The sequence below is a fragment of the Acrocarpospora catenulata genome (assembly GCF_018476525.1).
GTDB classification, from domain to species: Bacteria; Actinomycetota; Actinomycetes; order Streptosporangiales; family Streptosporangiaceae; genus Acrocarpospora; species Acrocarpospora catenulata.
The window spans coordinates 126,265-141,608 of the sequence record NZ_JAHCST010000014.1 but is presented as its reverse complement, the minus strand read 5'-3'; the positions used below and the strand labels follow the sequence as shown (position 1 = coordinate 141,608).

Below are 15,344 nucleotides of genomic sequence, written 5' to 3'. Positions count from 1 at the left end.
CCGTCGACCACCGGGATCTGGCTGACGATCGTCTTCACCCGGGGGTCGACGGCCCCCAGGATCAGCGCGTGCCCGCCCGAATAGGAGATGCCCCAGACGCCCAGCCGGTCGTCGTCCACGTCGGCGCGGGTCTGCGCGTAGTCGAGCGCGCTCTGGTAGTCGCGGATCTGCGCCCAGGGGTCCAGGTGCTGGCGGTCCCCGCCGCCGGAGGCGCCCAGGTTCCGGTAGTCGAAGACCAGGGCGTTGACGCCCGCGGCGGCGAACGCCTCGGCGTAGTACGGCATGACGAGCTCACGCACGTAACACCAGCCCCCGGCCAGGATCACCGTCGGCGCGGGCCCCCGCGCGCCGGTCGCGGGGTAGAACCAGCCGCGCAGCCGCTCCCCACAACTGTCGAACTCGATGTCTTCGCGGGTCATGTCTCTCCTAGTGATGTGTCGCGTGTCGCCAAAGCCCGCAGCTCGCGCCGGAGCACCTTTCCCGAGGTGGTCTTGGGCAAGCCGTCCAGCAGGTGGATGACCCGTGGGTACTTGTAGGCGGCCATTCGGGCGCGGCAGTGCTCGATCAGCTCCTCCGGGGTGGCCCGCGCGCCCTCCCTGAGGCTCACGAACGCCGCCACGGTCTCGCCCCGGTAGTCGTCGGGCACGCCGATCACGGCGCACTCGCGGACGGTGGGGTGTTCATAGAGGACGTCCTCGACCTCGCGCGGCCAGATCTTGAAGCCGGAGGCGATGATCATGTCCTTGAGCCGGTCGACCACGAACAGCCAGCCGTCCGCGTCCTGGAAGCCCACGTCGCCGGTCCGCAACCAGCCGTCGCGGATCACGGCGGCCGACTCCTCGGGTCTGGCCCAGTAGCCGTCGACCACCCCGGGGCCGGAGAGCTCGATCTCCCCCGCCTCGCCGGGGCCGAGCACCCGCCCGGCCGGGTCGACGATCCGCGTCCTGGCCCCGGTCACCGGCACGCCCACGGCCGGCGCCCCCGAGGCGGGGTCGACGGCCGGCTCGACGCCGACGGGTACCAGGTGGCTGGACGAGGTGGTCTCGGTCAGCCCGTACGTCGGCACGATGGAGATCCCGAACCGCTCCCGGAACGCCTCGACCACCGCCCGGGGCACCGGCGCGCCGCCCGAGACCACGTGACGCAGCGACCGCAGGCTCTCCGGGCGCACGGCGGCCGTGCCCAGGAAGGCGGTGAAGATCGTGATCGCGCCCACGGCGACGGTGCACGACCGCTCCGCGCAGAGTTCGGCCATCACCTCCGGGTGGAACCGGTAGGCCAGCACCAGCGGCATCGGCGTGACCAGGCAGACGCCCAGGTGGGCGATGAGCCCGGTGATGTGGCTGAGCGGCGAGACAGCCAGCAGCGCGTCGCGCCCGCCGAGGCCGAACCAGTCGCGGAACAGGCACGCCTGATGGAAGGCGTTGCCGTGGGTGACCCGGGCCCCCTTCGGCGGGCCGGTCGTGCCCGAGGTGTACGGCAGGATGGCCAGGTCGCCGGGGCGGACCTGGAACCGGTGGCCCGCCGGATCCGTCGCCGCCAGCTCCTCGAAGGCGACCAGCCGCGCGGGCCCCGCGTACGGTTCGGATGCCGGGCCGGGCCGGCTCAGCCGGGGTTCCCGGCGCCGGGCCAGCGTCCAGCCGTCGGTCACGACGATCAGATCGAGGGCCAGGTGACCGAGTCCGGCCCCGGCCGTGGCCGGGTGGCAGACCAGCACCCGCGCCCCGCAGTCGCCGATGACGGTCGTCAGTTCGCGTGCGGTGTACATCGGGTTCAGCGGTACGACGACCGCGCCGAGCCGCCAGGCCGCGAGCACCGCGGCGACGTACTCGGGAACGTTCTGCAGCATGATCGCAAGCCGGTCACCCGGCCGCAGCCCGGCCTCGTGAAGCCCGGTGGCGACGGCGTCGGCCCACCGGTCCAGGGCCCGCAGGCTGACATCGTGCCCGAAGTAGTGGATCGCGGTGCGGTCGGGGTCCTCAGCGACGACCGCCGCGAAGCGTGCGGGGATGGTGTCCGGCTCCGCACCACCCACGCCCGAACCGTGCATATATGTCCTCGATTCGATCGCTTTCAGGTGCCTTGGTGCACTGCGCTGCTCATGCTGGCACACGATTCAATCGTTTGCAATGATGGTGGAACAACGAGGAGGCAGCATGAGCCGATACCAGGCACCGGATGATCGGAGCGGGCGACGCGATGGTCGGCTTCGCCGTGGGCGCGCTGTGCCTGCTGCCGTTCTCCCTGGTGTCGGGGCCGCTTCCCGAGGCGGGCTTCACGGCGACCGTCGTGGTACTGCTCGGCGCAGTGGTGGTCAGTGGCTTTCCGCGACGATCTGCCGTCACATAGGCGGCGCGAGCTCCACCATGACCGCGAGCGGCAGTGACGGATTGGCAGCGGCCGCGGCCACCACCTGCCAGTCGTCATCGGCGAGCAGCTCGGCGATGACCGGCGGCGGCAGGGCCGGGTGGCCGGCGGCGACGCGCCTGGCCTTCCGGTCCGACAGGCAGGCCAGCAGCGCGGGGACCGTCGCGTCGGGGCGCCGGGCGATCTCGGGGAACGCCTTACGCGCCGGTGGCTCGTGCCGGGTCAGGTCCTCCAGCAACGCCGGTGAGGCGTCCGGGTTCTTCGCCACCTGGGCGATGACGCGTACGCCGTGCCGGTCCACCATGGCACGGAGCCGGGCAACCGAGAGGCCCGGGTGCGGTGCGATGGCCTTGACCACCTTGGCGTCGGGGTCGGCGGCCAGCGTGTCGCGGATCTCGGGTGGCAGGTCACGCCGCTCGGCCAGCAGCATCCGCACCGCCGGATTCGGCGAGGCGGCGAGTTCCTCGACCTCGACGGGCGAGGCGGAGGCGACGCGGGGAAGCAGGGTGGAGCCGATCCTTACGGTGCCTGCCAAGTGGGTGAGCAGGTCCAGCGGCAGGGCCGGATTGCAGGCAAGGTTGCGCAGTACGTCACCGTCGAGGTCAGTGGCCAGCACGCGCATCAGGGCCTCGTCGATCGCGGGGTTCTCGGCGAGAGCGGCGCGGACGCCTGGTTCCGGGCTGTTGGCGAGGCGTTCATAGGTCGCCGAAGGCAGGTCCGGACGGATGGCCAGGAAGTGGCGGAACAACTTGAACGGATGGTCGGCGAAGCCGACGACGGCCGCAGGGGGCGTGGCCCGGTTCCCCAGCGCGCGTAGGCGCATCTCGTCGACGGTGGACTCGTGGGAGCCGTCGCAGGAGTCAGACCGCCACGGGTCGTAAGGGATCGGGGCTTCCGCCGGGTCGCAGACTCGGCAGATCTGCGCCGGGGGCAGCCCTTCGCCGGTGAGCAGTGCGGCCAATACCGTCGGCGGTGTGCTCTCGTTGAGGGCCACCGCGCTGCGGACTCCGGCGTGCGGGTGCTCCGCGAGCCGGGCGGTCAGCTCGGGTGCCGCCCACAACGCGAGTTCCGCGACGACACTTGGGTTCGGGTCGGCGGCGAGGGTCTCCAGCACATCGGACGGAAGGTCAGGGCAGGCGGCCAAGCTCTCCCGGCGTTCGGTGTCCGGATGCGCCGCGAACAGACGTGCCCAGGCGGGACGACCGGCGCCCTCCGCGAGCAGGCCGAGCGCGGCGGCCGGCTGCGTCACGGGGTCGACGTCGTCGGCCGTCAGCAGGCCCCGTTCCACCAGCCGTACCACGCTGAATTCGTGGCGCGAGGCCAGCGCGACCGCCTGCGCACGGGTCAGGTCGGCACACTCGGCCAGTTTCCCGACGCACTCCTCGTCGAGAGCCGTGATCAGACGGTCCACCAGCTCCGGCGGCAAGGCCGGATTGGCGGCCAGGCCGCACAGGACAGAATCCACACGGCCATCCTGCCAAGTCCTGATCACACCCAGGTCGATGGCGACCTGGCCGGCTTACGGCGTCTACGCGGGAAGCCCGGACCTCACGTGTCACTCCAGGACGGCGGTCATCAGAACGTGGATGATCATGCCCATGCCCAGGGGCATGATGTGGGTGTTCCGCGCCGGGCGGTCGTCGTCATGGGGGAACATCTTGAGCCACTCGGCGTGCACGAGTGGCCGATGAGCGTCGTCGGTGATGTTGAAGATCACCATCGCGATGTCGGCCGTGGTGCCGCCCGCGTTCTCCACGATGGTGCGCATGTGCTGGAAGACGAGCTCCACCTGGCGGGCCGGGTCCGGGGGCACCTGCCCGGATTCGGGGTCCATGCCGTGGATGCCGCTGGAATAGACCATGTTGTCGATGCGGATGCCCATCGGGATGGGGGCGGTGCCGTGGCGTACGCCGGGCACGTCGATGACCTGGCGGCGTTTGGTCATCTCAGACCACCACCATTTCGCGGTGGTAGCGGTTGAGGCTGCGGGCGCCGTTGGGGGTGCAGACGAAGAGGTCTTCGACGCGGGCGCCGACGCGGCCCGGCCAGAAGATCGACGGCTCGATGGTGAAGGTCATGCCTTCTGCCAGCACCGTGTGGTCCTCCTCGGAGATGAAGGGGCGCTCGTGGGTGTCCAGGCCGATGCAGTGACCGGTGCGGTGGCGGAACCAGTCGCCGTAACCGGCGTCGACGATCACCTGGCGGGTGACCCGGTGCACCTCGGCGGCTGTGGCGCCGGGGACGGCCGCGGCCATGCCGGCGGCTTGGGCGGCGATGACGAGGTCGTAGACCCGGCGGTACTCTTCGCCGGGCTCACCGAGGTGCACCGTGCGGCCGAAGTCGGAGCAGTAGCCGTCCACGACCGTGCCGAAATCGAAGGAGACTCCGAGGCCGGGCACGAGGGCGTTGGCGCTGACGCGGGCGGAGGCGTCCCGGCCGTCGCCCGGGCCCATCGCGAACACGCCGGTGTCGAAGGAGGACGTGCGGCCGCCGTGTTTGCGCATCAGGTAGTCGACCTCGGCGGCGATCTCCAGTTCGGTCACGCCCACCGCGACCCGGGGTGTGATCTCGGCCATCACCGTGTCGCAGATCAGGCTCGCACGCTCCAGCGCGTCGAGTTCCGCCGCGGACTTCACCCGGCGCAGCGGGTTGAGCACGGTGTCGAGATCGACCAGGTGCACCTCCGGAAGGGTTTCCAGGATGCGTACGGCGGTCGCGCCGAAGGTCCGCGCGGACACGGCGACGGTGCGGGGCCCGCCGTGCTCGCGCAGGAGCCCGGCGAACACGGCCGCCGCGTCGTCGGTGTTGGCGACCGCGACGACCTCGCCGTCGATGCCACCGGGCAGGTTGAACGCGGCGTACCCCTGGGGGATCACGTAGACGGGTTCGGCGCCGGGGCGGAAGAGCGCACCCGCGACCCACTGGTTGGCGTACTCGTTGTTGCCGAACGACGCCATCCGGCGGGGAAACCCGGTCAGATACTCCAGGTCTCCTGAGGGTGGGCAGAAGGCGAGGTCGATGCCCGCCGCCGTGAGGGCCTCGGAGAAGCGGGCGCGACGGCCCGCGTGGTCCATCGACATCGTCACCGAGCCGCCTTCCAGCGGCTGAACACCGTGCGCGCGTTGCCGTGGAAGACCGCTTCGCGCTGTTCGGCGGTAAGCCAGCCGATGCCTTCGACCACCGGTTTGAGGTCGTCGAGCGTACGGCCCACCTCCGGGTCGTAGCCGGAACCGATCCCGGGCGCCTCGGTGGCGAACAGGCAGCGGTCCGGGCCCGCCACCTTCAGCAACAGTTCCAGCGCCTCGGGGCTGTACAGAACGGTGTCGAAGTAGAGGCGGCGCAGGCTGTCGTCGAAACGCTCGGCGTTCTTCTGCAGCCGCTGGGCCCGCCAGCGCCCGATCTGGTACGGGATGGAGCCGCCGCCGTGCGCCACGATCAGCTTCAGGCCGGGGAAGTCGGTGAAGACCCGCGACTCCACGAGGGAGAGAATCGCGATGCTCTCCTCGGTGATGAAGTGGTTGGAGTACGACTCCCGGGGGTTGGCGCAGGCCGCGGTGTGGATGAGCGCGGGAACATCCAGCTCCACCATCTTCTCGTAGAGCGGATACCACCACTCGTCGCCCAGCGGCGGGCTCGCGTAGTCCCCCTCCCCCGGGTCCGGATTGAGCACGCAGCCGACGAAGCCCAGTTCGGTGACGCAGCGCTCCAGTTCGGCGACGGCGTTGGCCGGGCTCACCCCGGCGGACTGCGGCAGGCCGGCCACGCCGGCGAAGACGTCCGGGTAGGCGGTCACCTGCTTGTGGATCATGTCGTTGACGTGTTCGGTGTACCAGTGCACGATCCGCTCGGGTTTCTGCGAGTGCATCATCGCGAACGGCCGGGGGGAGATGAACTGGGTGTCCACGTTGAGCTTGCGCAGCAGTTCGACATGGGGCTTGGCCGCGTCGACGACCTCCTCGTCGGAGCAGGCGGGGCGGCCCTTGCCGTGGAAGCCCTTGCTCGCGATCAGCTGCGCCTGGTAGGCGTACAGTGCCAGCGGGGCGCTGATGTGCCCGTGCACGTCAATGATCTGCATGACTTCGACCGTAGGTTTCGGCCGGTGGAGGGGTCCAACGCAGAGTGCCGATGCGAACCATCGGGTCCGCCGATGGTATGGCGTACGCTGCGTGGATGGCGGAGCTCAGGCACTACCGATACTTCGTGGAGATCGCCCAGCGGGGTAGTTTCACGGCGGCGTCGGCGGCGCTGCATGTGACCCAGTCGGCGCTGAGCGAGCAGATTCTGCTGCTGGAGCGGCATCTGGGGTGCAGGCTCTTCGACCGGGGGCGGCACGGGGCGCGGCTGACGGTGCACGGCGAGGCCCTGTTCGACCAGGCGATGCTGCTGCTCAGCGTCGCCAACGAGCTGGAGCAGTCGGCGAGGTCCCGGCAGCGGCACCGCGGCCAGCCGTTGCGGCTGGGGGTCACCATGGGTCCGCTGCTCGTCTGGCTGCCGGAGGTGCTGGCGAACCTGAGCCAGTCGCACGAACGGCTCGACATCCGTATCGAGGACATCATCACCGCTGAGATCTTTCTGAAGGTCAGCATCGGGCAGCTGGACCTGGGTATCGCGAGCCTCGGCGACGACGGGCTGGCCGTGGCGCCGGGCGTCGGCATCGAGGTGCACTCCTTGTTCGAGGACGACTGGGTGATCATGGTGCCGGACGGTCATCCGTTCATCGCCGACGGCTCGGTGCCCTTGGCGGCCCTGCGTGACGAGCAGCTGGTGCTCTTCCCCAAGCAGTACACGCTGCGCACCGTGCTGGACGACTTCTTCGCGAAGGCGGGGGTGTCGGTCTCCCCGGCGATCGAGACCGGCTGGATGGAGATGGCGATCAGGTTCGTCGAGGTCGGCATGGGGGTGACCGTGGTGCCCCGGGCGGTGACGCTGCTGCCGAGCAGCAATGTGCATGTGGTGGAGATCGACGAGGCGTACAAGCCGCGCCGGGTGCTGACCGCCCTCTACCGTTCGGACACGCCACGGCGCAAGACGATCGAGAAGCTGCTCCGGCTGGCCAGGGAGCATCTGCCCGAGCCGGGCAGCTGGCCGCCCCAGATGCACGCCGGCGCCGCAGCGGTGGTCGCGGAACAGCTCAGGGATCGCCGCTGACGTGGATCACCTGGCCCGTCACGTACCCGGCGTCGGCGCTCGCCAGGAACGCGACCACGGCCGCGACGTCCTCCGGGGTGCCGATCCGGCGCAGCGCGGTGCCCTCGGCGGCCCGTTCGGCGTGCTCTTCCCAGGTGCGCCCCCGACGTTCGGCTCCCTCGCGGGTCATTCTGGTCGCGATGAAGCCGGGCGCCACCGCGTTGACCGTTATGCCGCGCGGGCCGAGCTCCAGGGCAAGTGATCGGGTCATTCCGGCGATTCCGGCTTTGGCCGTGCCGTAGTTGACGTGGTCGGCGATGCCGCGTGCCGCGATCGAGGAGATGAGCACGATCCGGCCATGCCTTTGGGCGATCATGGCGGGGGTGACGGCCCGCACGGCGGTGAACGATCCCGTGAGGTGGCTGGTCAGGACCTCGGTCCAGGCCCGGTCGGTCATCTCGGTGACGGGTGCGCCGCGCATGACGCCCGCGCACGGCACGAGGATGTCGATGCGCCCGTGCCTGGCCAGCACGCGCCGCACCACATCCTCCACCTGGGCCGGGTCGCCGACGTCCGCGGCGTACGCGCCGGCTTCGGGCAGTGTCCCGGCGACCTGCTCGGCGGGCTTGGCGTCCAGGTCGAGTACGGCCACGGCCGCGCCCTCCTCAGCCAGCCGGCGGCACACCGCCGCGCCGATCCCCCGGCCGCCGCCGGTCACCACGGCCACCCGGCCGCGCAGTCCCCTCATCGGAGCACCCGCCCGCCGTCGACCACCAGCACGTGCCCGGTGATCCAGGCCGCGGCCGAGGAGCAGAGGAAGAGGATGGGGGCGACGATGTCCTCGACCGTGCCGAGCCGTCCGAGCGGGATGTTGCCGGGGACGGCGCCGGTGGGCGTGCCGTACAGCGCGGTGGGCACCGGTCCCGGGGCGACGGCGTTGACGCGCACGCCGTGCGGGCCGAGTTCGGCGGCGGCGGAGCGCGTCAGCTGGGAGACCCCGCCCTTGCTCGCGTCGTAGGCGATCTCGGGTGTCGGGGAGGCGATGATGGACACGATCGAGGACACGTTCACGACGCAGCCCTTCCTCCGGGCCGTCATGGTGCGGGCGGCCTCGCGCAGGCACAGGAAGCTGCCCTTGAGGTTCACGGCGAGCACCCGATCCCAGTCGTCCTCGGTGTGCTCAAGCAGGGGGCTCGCCACCGCGATTCCAGCCGCGTTGACCAGCAGGTCAGGACCGCCCAGATCGTCGGCCGCGGCGAAGACCCGCCGGACGTCGTCCGCGCTGGTCACATCGGCCGTCACGGTGTGGATGCCAGGCTCGGCGGGAGGGTCGAGGTCGACCGCCACGACGCGGGCGCCGCGCGCGGCCAGGGCCGTGGCCACCCCGTGGCCGATGCCGCTGCCCGCTCCGGTGACCACCGCGACCGCCCCACGGAACTCGGTCATCGGGGATCCAGCCCGAAGAGCCGGGCCGCGTTGCGGTACAGCACGTTCTCCAGGACCTCGTCGGGCAGGCCGAACGACAGATAGCGGTCCACCGTTGCCTGAACCGGGCAGAACGGGTAGCCGGTGGCGAACAGGAAGCGGTCCGCGAGGTAGGTGCGCATCGCCAGCACGTAGTCGTGTTCGCCGGGCAGGCCGGGAAAGTACACGTCCGGCAGCAGCCACACGTTGGGACGGCGGAACGCCACGCCCAGCGCGGCCTGGGTCAGCGGCCATCCGCCGTGGACGTTCACCAGCGGCAGTTCGGGGAAGCGGATCGCCACCCGCTCGAAGCGCAGCGGGTCGCTGAACGACAGGTCGGGCCCGGTCTCCCCGCCGCCCATCAGGAGCACCGGCAGGCCGAGAGCCTGGCACGCCTCATACACCGGGTCGATCCTGGGGTCGTCAACGTAGGCGGGTTCGTCGGCGATGCCGGGTTCTATGACGATCGCGCGGGCGCCGCGCTCATAGAGCCCGGCCACCGATTCGGCGGCGGTGAACGGGTCCACCGCCAGGTACGGGAAGAAGAACTCCGGCCGCTGCGCGCAGGCGTCCAGCACCGGCTCGTTGCCCTGCCCGCCCCACCACCGGTTGGGCACCCGCGCGGGCACACCGGCACGCACGATGCCCGCCTCGGCGCATTCGGCGAGGTAGCCGTCGAGCTCGGGTTTCTCCATGCTGGGCGTCGGCCGCCAGCCTCTGGCCCGCACGTTGCGCAGGGTGCGGTCCAGGTTCAGGTACGTGCGATCCGGGAGAAACGCCGCTATCGGCGGCCTGCTGCGCGCGTCGATGATCCGCAAGTTCACGTCCTTCCTAGGGGGAGCGCGCTCAGCGCACTCCTACGGCCACGACGGCCGGCACTCCTTCACGGGTCCGCGCGAGCCCTTCGCGGAGCGCCGGCGCGACCTGGCCGGCGTCGTCGACGTATCGCCCCCAGCCACCGGCCGCGGCGGCTTCGGCGGCGTAGTCGGGCGGCGGGTCGAAGACGCCTCCGGGGAAACCGGCGGCTTCGGCGTACCCGCCTGGATAGAAGTGGCCGACCTGGATGGTGCCGGTGCTGTAGCGGCCGTTGACGAACACCACCGCCAGATAAGGTGCGCCCACGTGGCGGGCGGTCCAGAGGGCGGCGCCCGGCGAACCGAACCAGTAGAAGCCGTCGCCGGAGGCGAGCACGACGTCCCGTTCCGGTGCCGCCAGCTTGGCGCCCAGCGCCGCGCCGGATCCCCATCCGCCCGCGCTGCCGCTCTGCGCGAAGAACGATCCCGGCCTGCCGCCGCGATGGTAGGCGCGTACGTGCGGGGCGTTGGAGACCGCCTCGTCGAGCAGGATGGCGTCGTCGCCGAGGAGCAGGCCCAGCTCGTAGGCGACCCGGCGGGGGTCCACCGGGTTTCCCGGCGCCGCGATGGCCTCGGCGTCCTGCCGCGTGTCGAGTTCGGCGCGGCGGCGTCGGCCCTCGGCCAGCCGGGCCTGGGCGCGGCGGCGGGTGAGCGGGGTGTGCGCGTCGCGGAGCGCGGCGACCAGTGCGGCGAGCCCGTTCCGGGTGGTGCACGGGATGCGGAGATCGGCGGGATGCTCGACGATCGGGATGTCGGCGACGAGGACATCACGGCCCAGCCAGGCGACCGTGGCGCTCTCGGGGGGCGCGTCCTGGCCGCCGTCGGGCACCCACGGAATGTGGCGGTCGACGACCAGGACCACGTCGGCCGCGTGGAGCGCCGGTCCGGTGGCCAGCATCGGGTGGCGTGAGGAGATGTTGAGCCGCTCGCGCCAGCCGCTTTCCGTGACCCAGGCACCCGCCAGCTCGGCCAGTTCGGTGAGCAACGGCACGGTCCGCGGGTCCCGGCCGCCGGCGCCGGTGACGATCATCGGGCAGTCGGCGCCCGCGATCAGGCGGGCGAGCCCGGCGATGGCCTCCGGATCCGGATGGGTGGGCGCGGGCAGGCCGAGCCGCCCGGCGTCCGGGTAGGGAAGATCGGGCGCCTGCGCCATCACCACGTCGCGGGGCAGGGTCACCATGGCGGCTCCGCAGGGTTCGCTGCGCGCGATCTGCAGCGCCCGGCTGACCACCAGCCCGGGATTGTCAAAGGAGGACAGCCGCCAGTCCCACTTCAGGTAGGGCCGGAACAACGTCCGCTGGTCGACCGGCTCCTGCAGCCAGTACACCGGATGATCACGTCCGCCGCGCCGCACACCGGGTTCCGAGGTGGGCGGCGAACCGGCGAGGATCAGCACGGGTTCGCCGCAGCGGCGCAGGGTGTGCCAGGCGGCGCCCATGTTGAGGGTGCCCACGTCCACGTGCGCGGCGACCGCGGCCACTCCCCCGCCGGCCATCGCGAACCCCATGGCCGCGTTGAGACCCACGGTTTCGTGCAGCACGGGGACCAGGCGCGGTGCGGGCAGGCCGTGTGCCCGGCGCCGGGCGATCTCCTCCTGGAACACCATCACGTCGGAGCCCGAGGCGAAGAACACCACCCGTACCCCACCGGCGACCATGGCGTCGACGAGCGGTTGCGCGACCTCCGCCATCATCGCCTCCGCACCGGCTCGGCCAGGGCGGGCACGTCGGTGCGCCAGCAGGCCGCGGCGTGGGCCGAGCCGACCTCGCTGCCCACCTCGCTCAGGACGGGGTCGTCGGAACGGCAGCGGTCGGTGGCCAGGACGCAGCGGGGCGCGAACCGGCAACCGGCCGTGGGCAGGGCCTCCCTGCGCGCCGACGGCGGGCGGACCGGCTGCCGCTCGGGGTCGGGCGGCAGCGAGGAGCCGATCAGGAGCCGGGTGTAGGGATGGCGTGGCGCCTCGCACACCGCCTCCGTGGGGCCCTGTTCGACGACGGCGCCCGCGTACATCACCACCATGCTGTCGGCCAGGTGGCGCACCACGGGCAGCGCGTGGCTGATGAACAACATCGCGGTCGAGAGCCGCTGCTGGATCTCCAGGAACAGGTTCATGATCTGCGCCTGTACCGAGACGTCCAGCGCGGAGACGGCCTCGTCGCAGACCAGCAGCGACGGCTCCAGGGCCAGCGCCCGCGCGATGTTGGCACGCTGCGCCTGACCGCCGGAGATCTGGTGCGGGTAGCGGTCGGCCAGCGACGGGTCCAGGTGCACCGCGCCGAGCAGTTCGGCGACCCGGGAGCGGAGCGCGGCCCCGCGCGCGGCCCGATGGATCAGCAGTGGCTCGGCGATCGACCAGCCGACGGTTTTCCTGCTGTCCATCGCCTGTACCGGATCCTGGAAGACCGCCTGTACCGCCGAGCGGTAGGCCCGGCCGGATCCGGTCAGCAGTTCGGCGAGCGGGCGCCCCTGGTAGCGGATCTCACCGGCGTCCGGCCGTTCCAGCCCGAGGACGAGGTTGGCCACGGTTGACTTGCCTGAGCCGGATTCGCCGACCAGGCCGACGATCTCCCCGGGGTGGATGGTCAGTGACACGTCCCGGACCGCCGCCACCGCGTGGGGGCCGGCGGTGAAGGTCTTCCTGAGGTTACGCAGCTCCAGCAGCGGGCTCGTCACCGCCATATCGGTTCCCTTCGTACGTCCTCGGCGAAGTGGCACGCCACGTCGGTCCCGTTCAGGCGCCGCGCGGGCGGTGCCGAGGTCCGGCAGAGCTCCTCGGCGCGCGGGCACCGGGACGCGAAGACGCAGCCGCCGATGGTGGCGGTCCCCTGGGGCATCGCGGGAAGCGGTGTCTTGCGCGGCCCTTCCAGCCGGGGCACGGCCGCCAGCAGCCCTTGCGTGTACGGATGTCCGGCGTGCCGGTAGAGCGCCGCCGTCGGGCCGGATTCGACCACCCGCCCGCGGTAGAGCACGAGCGTGTGCTGGGCGACCCGGGCGACCACGCCGAGGTCGTGACTGATCAGCATCAGCGCGAGGTTCTGCTCCTTGCGGAGTTCGTCGAGAATCTCCAGGATCTCCGCCTGCACCGTGGCGTCCAGTGCGCTGGTCGGCTCGTCCGCGATGAGCAGGCTGGGCTCGGTGACCAGCGCTCCGGCGATCATCGCGCGCTGGAGCATGCCGCCGCTGAACCGGTGTGGGTAGTCGCCCAGTCGCCGCTCCGGGTCGTCGATGCCGACCCGCTTGAGCAGTTCCAGCAGCCGCTGCCTGCGCTCCGGCCACAGGCCCGCCGCGCGCAGTCCGTCCACCAGTTGCGCGCCGATGGTTCTGGACGGGTTCCAGGAGCCGAACGGAGACTGGAAGATCATGGCGATGCGGCGGGCACGCAACCGGCGCAGCGCCTCGCGCGGCAGGCCGAGCAGGTCGTGGCCCTCGAAGGTGAGCGCGTCCGCGCGGATCGACACGGCCGGATTCAGCAGGCGGCTCAGCGCCAGCGCCACCGTGGACTTCCCGCTGCCCGACTCGCCGACCACCGCGATCGTGGCGCCCGGCGCCAGGTCGAAGCCGACATCGTCCACGGCGGGCTGGTCGGCGTTGGGGTAGCACACGGTCAGGCCGCGTACGGACAGGATCGGGCTCACCGCGGACCTCCTCGCCGGCGCAGCCTGTCCCCCAGGGACATGAAGTTGAGCGTGACCAGGAACACGACGCAGCCGGGCAGGACCGCGGCCCACCAGGCGGTGAGCGCGTACTGCTTGGCGTCGGCGATGAGCAGGCCCCACTCCGGAGTCGGCGGCTGGGCGCCCAGGCCCAGGAAGGACAGGCCGGTGAGGGCGATCAGCGCCTGCCCCAGATCCAGCGTGTAGCGGACGAGCACCTGGTCGTAGGTGTGCGGCAGCACGTGCCAGCGCAGGATCTGTGGGCCCGAGGCGCCCAGCGTGCGGGCGGCCCGCACATGGTAGTCCTTGATCAGGGAGAGCACCTGGCCGCGCACCATGCGCGCGTAACTGGGCCACCAGAGCGCGACCAGTGCGATCAGCGCCGAGGTGAGCCCGCGGCCCAGGGACGCGGAGATGGCCATCGCGAAGACGAGGTACGGGAAGGCGAGGAACACGTCCACGACCCGCATCAGCACCCGGTCGAGCGCGCCGCCGAACCACGCCGCCGCCGCGCCGTACACGGTTCCGAAGAGCGCGGCGGCGGTGACCACGACCACGCTGGTGCCGATCGAGTAGCGGGCGCCGTGGACGACCCGGCTGAAGATGTCCCGGCCGGCGTCGTCGGTGCCGAACAGGTGTGCCGCGGTCGGCGGCTGGAAGCGTTGCGAGACGTCCAGGTGGTAGGGGTCCGAGGGCGCCAGCCAGCCCGGCACCAGAAGCAGGGCGGCGATCGCCAGCACGGTGGCCCCGGCCCAGAGCTGCGACCAGGTGGGGCGGCGTGGCGCGCGTGACCGGCGCGTGTCCCCGCCAGGCGCGGCGGTGTGGGCCCTGGTCATCGGGCCTCCTTCAGGCGCGGGTCGAGCATCGGATAGATCATTCCGACGAGTGCGTTGACCGTCACGAAGACCACCGTGGACAGCAGCGTGATCGCCATGATCGCGTTGTAGTCGAAGGCGCTGAACGCCTGGTAGGCGTACCGGCCGAAGCCCGGCCAGGAGAAGATCACCTCGACGATCACCACTCCGCCCAGGCTCCAGCCGAGCTGTAGCCCCAGCATGGTCACGACGGGATTGAGCGAGTTGCGCAGCGCGTCGACGAACACGATCCGCCGCTCCTTGACGCCGCGGGCCCTGGCCGTGCGCACGTACGGCCGTTTGAGCTGTTCCTCCAGCGAGGAGCGCATCAGCGTCATCGTCACCGCCAGGTGGGTGACCACCAGCGTGGCGACCGGCAGCGTGAGGGTGCGCAGCGCCTCCCCGATGAGCGGGAGCTGCCCGGTCAGCGCGGTGTCCACCAGCCCCATACCGGTCACTTTCGGCACGCCGGTGCCCTCGTAGTCGAAGTTGCCCGCCACCGGGAACCACTGCAGCTTGCCGGCGAAGACCACCTGCAGCACCAGCCCCACCCAGAACACCGGCACGGCCACGCCGATCACCGCGCCGAAGCGGAGGAGCAGCGTGTGCGGCCCACGTGGCCAGTAGGCCCAGGCGATGCCGGCCAGGATGCCGATCACGGCGTAGATCAGGTACGAGGCGAGGATCAGCTCCAGTGACGCGGGCAGCGCGGTGAGCAGGTCGTCGATGACCGGCTGGCGGGTCTGCAGTGACCTTCCGAGATCACCGGTGAGGAGATCGCCCAGATATCTCCCGTACTGCACGGCCAGCGGCTGGTCCAGCCCCATCTCGGCCCGGACCTCGGCCACCTGCTCGGGGCCCGCGTCCAGCCCGGCCGCCAGCCGGGCGGGGTCGGCGGGCACGATCCGGCTGAGGACGAAGGTGACGGACACCGCGACCCACACCACCAGCAGGATCCATGCCAAGCTGGTGAGCAGCCTGAGCAGCCGTGATCCGGTTCGTTCTCTCCTGTCCGTCACCTCCGT

Annotated in this window: 16 protein-coding genes; 2 read left to right on the top strand and 14 right to left on the bottom strand. The window is 71.4% G+C overall.

Annotated elements, in window-relative coordinates; translation table 11 throughout:
* A partial coding sequence (locus tag KIP79_RS47045) for an alpha/beta hydrolase (protein ID WP_308169760.1) occupies positions 1-419 on the bottom strand: 419 nt, incomplete at its 3' end.
* Positions 416-2,035, bottom strand: coding sequence for a class I adenylate-forming enzyme family protein (locus KIP79_RS17360; protein ID WP_214105858.1), 1,620 nt, complete (start codon positions 2,033-2,035; stop codon positions 416-418). The genes KIP79_RS17360 and KIP79_RS47045, both read right to left, overlap by 4 nt.
* A 143-nt stretch (positions 2,036-2,178) precedes the next feature.
* Between KIP79_RS17360 and KIP79_RS17355 the strand changes: the two genes are divergently transcribed.
* Complete coding sequence (locus tag KIP79_RS17355) at positions 2,179-2,349, top strand: hypothetical protein (protein WP_214105857.1); 171 nt, start codon at positions 2,179-2,181, stop codon at positions 2,347-2,349.
* Here the strand turns inward: KIP79_RS17355 and KIP79_RS17350 are convergent.
* The 4 genes from KIP79_RS17350 to KIP79_RS17335 all read right to left on the bottom strand — a co-directional run bounded on the left by KIP79_RS17350 (position 2,342) and on the right by KIP79_RS17335 (position 6,442).
* Positions 2,342-3,832, bottom strand: a complete 1,491-nt coding sequence (locus KIP79_RS17350; RefSeq protein WP_214105856.1) for a hypothetical protein — start codon at positions 3,830-3,832, stop codon at positions 2,342-2,344. The genes KIP79_RS17355 and KIP79_RS17350 overlap by 8 nt on opposite strands.
* 90 nt (positions 3,833-3,922) lie before the next feature.
* On the bottom strand, positions 3,923-4,312 hold the full coding sequence (locus tag KIP79_RS17345; protein WP_214105855.1) for a RidA family protein: 390 nt from the start codon (positions 4,310-4,312) through the stop codon (positions 3,923-3,925).
* 1 nt (position 4,313) lies between these two features.
* A complete protein-coding gene (locus KIP79_RS17340) occupies positions 4,314-5,447 on the bottom strand; it encodes a M24 family metallopeptidase (protein ID WP_250213390.1) in 1,134 nt (377 codons plus the stop codon).
* 2 nt (positions 5,448-5,449) lie between these two features.
* Positions 5,450-6,442, bottom strand: a complete 993-nt coding sequence (locus KIP79_RS17335) for an amidohydrolase family protein (protein WP_214105853.1) — start codon at positions 6,440-6,442, stop codon at positions 5,450-5,452.
* Positions 6,443-6,537: 95 nt separating this feature from the next.
* Here KIP79_RS17335 and KIP79_RS17330 point away from each other — a divergent pair, with 95 nt between their 5' ends.
* A complete protein-coding gene (locus tag KIP79_RS17330) occupies positions 6,538-7,515 on the top strand; it encodes a LysR family transcriptional regulator (RefSeq protein ID WP_214105852.1) in 978 nt (325 codons plus the stop codon).
* Here the strand turns inward: KIP79_RS17330 and KIP79_RS17325 are convergent.
* The 8 genes from KIP79_RS17325 to KIP79_RS17290 are packed head-to-tail and all read right to left on the bottom strand — an operon-like array spanning position 7,499 to position 15,338.
* A complete protein-coding gene (locus KIP79_RS17325) occupies positions 7,499-8,242 on the bottom strand; it encodes an SDR family NAD(P)-dependent oxidoreductase (RefSeq protein WP_214105851.1) in 744 nt (247 codons plus the stop codon). The genes KIP79_RS17330 and KIP79_RS17325 overlap by 17 nt on opposite strands.
* Positions 8,239-8,940, bottom strand: coding sequence for an SDR family NAD(P)-dependent oxidoreductase (locus KIP79_RS17320; protein WP_214105850.1), 702 nt, complete (start codon positions 8,938-8,940; stop codon positions 8,239-8,241). Before KIP79_RS17320 ends, KIP79_RS17325 begins: the two co-directional genes overlap by 4 nt.
* Entirely contained in the window at positions 8,937-9,782 is an 846-nt protein-coding gene (locus KIP79_RS17315; RefSeq protein ID WP_214105849.1) for an amidohydrolase family protein, read from the bottom strand. The genes KIP79_RS17320 and KIP79_RS17315 overlap by 4 nt, the downstream gene beginning before the upstream one ends.
* 22 nt (positions 9,783-9,804) lie before the next feature.
* The gene (locus KIP79_RS17310) at positions 9,805-11,505 is read right to left on the bottom strand and encodes a thiamine pyrophosphate-dependent enzyme (protein WP_214105848.1); all 1,701 of its coding nucleotides are present in this window, start codon (positions 11,503-11,505) and stop codon (positions 9,805-9,807) included.
* Entirely contained in the window at positions 11,502-12,491 is a 990-nt protein-coding gene (locus KIP79_RS17305; protein ID WP_214105847.1) for an oligopeptide/dipeptide ABC transporter ATP-binding protein, read from the bottom strand. Before KIP79_RS17305 ends, KIP79_RS17310 begins: the two co-directional genes overlap by 4 nt.
* A complete protein-coding gene (locus KIP79_RS17300) occupies positions 12,482-13,447 on the bottom strand; it encodes an ABC transporter ATP-binding protein (protein ID WP_214105846.1) in 966 nt (321 codons plus the stop codon). The genes KIP79_RS17305 and KIP79_RS17300 overlap by 10 nt, the downstream gene beginning before the upstream one ends.
* On the bottom strand, positions 13,444-14,301 hold the full coding sequence (locus KIP79_RS17295; RefSeq protein WP_214105845.1) for an ABC transporter permease: 858 nt from the start codon (positions 14,299-14,301) through the stop codon (positions 13,444-13,446). Before KIP79_RS17295 ends, KIP79_RS17300 begins: the two co-directional genes overlap by 4 nt.
* Positions 14,298-15,338 carry an ABC transporter permease gene (locus KIP79_RS17290; protein ID WP_214105844.1) on the bottom strand — a complete coding sequence of 347 codons (1,041 nt, stop codon included), beginning with the start codon at positions 15,336-15,338 and terminating at the stop codon, positions 14,298-14,300. Before KIP79_RS17290 ends, KIP79_RS17295 begins: the two co-directional genes overlap by 4 nt.
* Between the last annotated feature and the right edge of the window lie 6 nt (positions 15,339-15,344).